The sequence below is a fragment of the Microcystis sp. M49636_WE2 genome (assembly GCF_030065375.1).
GTDB classification, from domain to species: Bacteria; Cyanobacteriota; Cyanobacteriia; order Cyanobacteriales; family Microcystaceae; genus Microcystis; species Microcystis aeruginosa_C.
This window is the reverse complement of the sequence record NZ_JASJFG010000120.1, coordinates 1-1013: the sequence shown is the minus strand read 5'-3', so window position 1 is coordinate 1013 and position 1013 is coordinate 1. Positions and strand designations below refer to the sequence as shown.

Sequence of the window (1013 nt, the reverse complement as noted above, 5' to 3'; positions counted from 1 at the left end):
TGACTAGCTACTGTCTGAAATTCGCTCTCATCTTGATAGCGCTTACTACCATGGTGAATTAAAACCTGAAGATGGGGGGCAAATTTTTCAATTTCTTTTGCCCAATTTCCCACCACAGAAGTGGGTGCGACTAGCAGAGTTGGTAAAACCTTATTATCTCCCTCTCTTTCCCCAATCAATCTAGCAATTACCTGTAGGGTTTTTCCTAATCCCATATCGTCAGCAAGACAACCATTTAAACCCAATTGTTCCAGGTATTGAATCCAGGCAACTCCGCGCTTTTGATACTCCCGCAGCGTTCCTTGTAATTGGGGAGGATTTTCGATCGGTTCTAGTTGACTAGGATTTTGTAATTTCTCTAGCATAGAACCCAAAAATTCATCGGTTTCAACAATAATCTCCTCTGGGGATTCGGCAGCTTTTTTCATTAATTCAATCAGATTTATCTCAGGATTTTCCTGCTGATATTTCTGCCAAAAATCCAGCATTTGCTGCATTTTATTTTGTTCTAATTCTACCCATTGACCTCGAAATTTAACTAGGGGTGTTTTGGTGTTAATTAATTGTTGCCATTCCTCTTGGGTAATAGTTTCTTCACCGATGGCTAGTTCATATTGATATTCAATGATGTTTTCGAGGCTAAAAATACCTTTACTAACGGGGGTAGATTTGCCTGATTTAGACGTAGTTTTTAGCCGAACTTTGGCGCGTTGACGACCTTCGGGAGTCCACCAAGCTGGAATAATCACTTTATATCCCGCATCTTCTAAAATCCAAGCAGTTTCTTTTAAGAAAGTAAAAGCTTCTGTAAGGTTGAGAGAAAATCCCGTCGGTTTATCCGTTTCTAATCCTTGCCAAATGGGGGGATAAATACGGGCAGCATAACCCAAACTTAGTAAAATATTTTTATCTAAATCTTGACCAAAATGCGCTTGTATGCTTGTTATAATTTCGGGGACTGCATACCAATATTCGTCTAATTCTAATCGCAGGGAGGGGTCTTGTTTAGAGAT

Annotated in this window: 1 protein-coding gene; it reads right to left on the bottom strand. The window is 39.7% G+C overall.

Annotation, left to right across the window (positions count from 1 at the left end):
- The coding region (locus tag PX484_RS02830) for an SNF2 helicase-associated domain-containing protein (RefSeq protein ID WP_288102779.1) at positions 1-1013 on the bottom strand (1013 nt) is incomplete at both ends.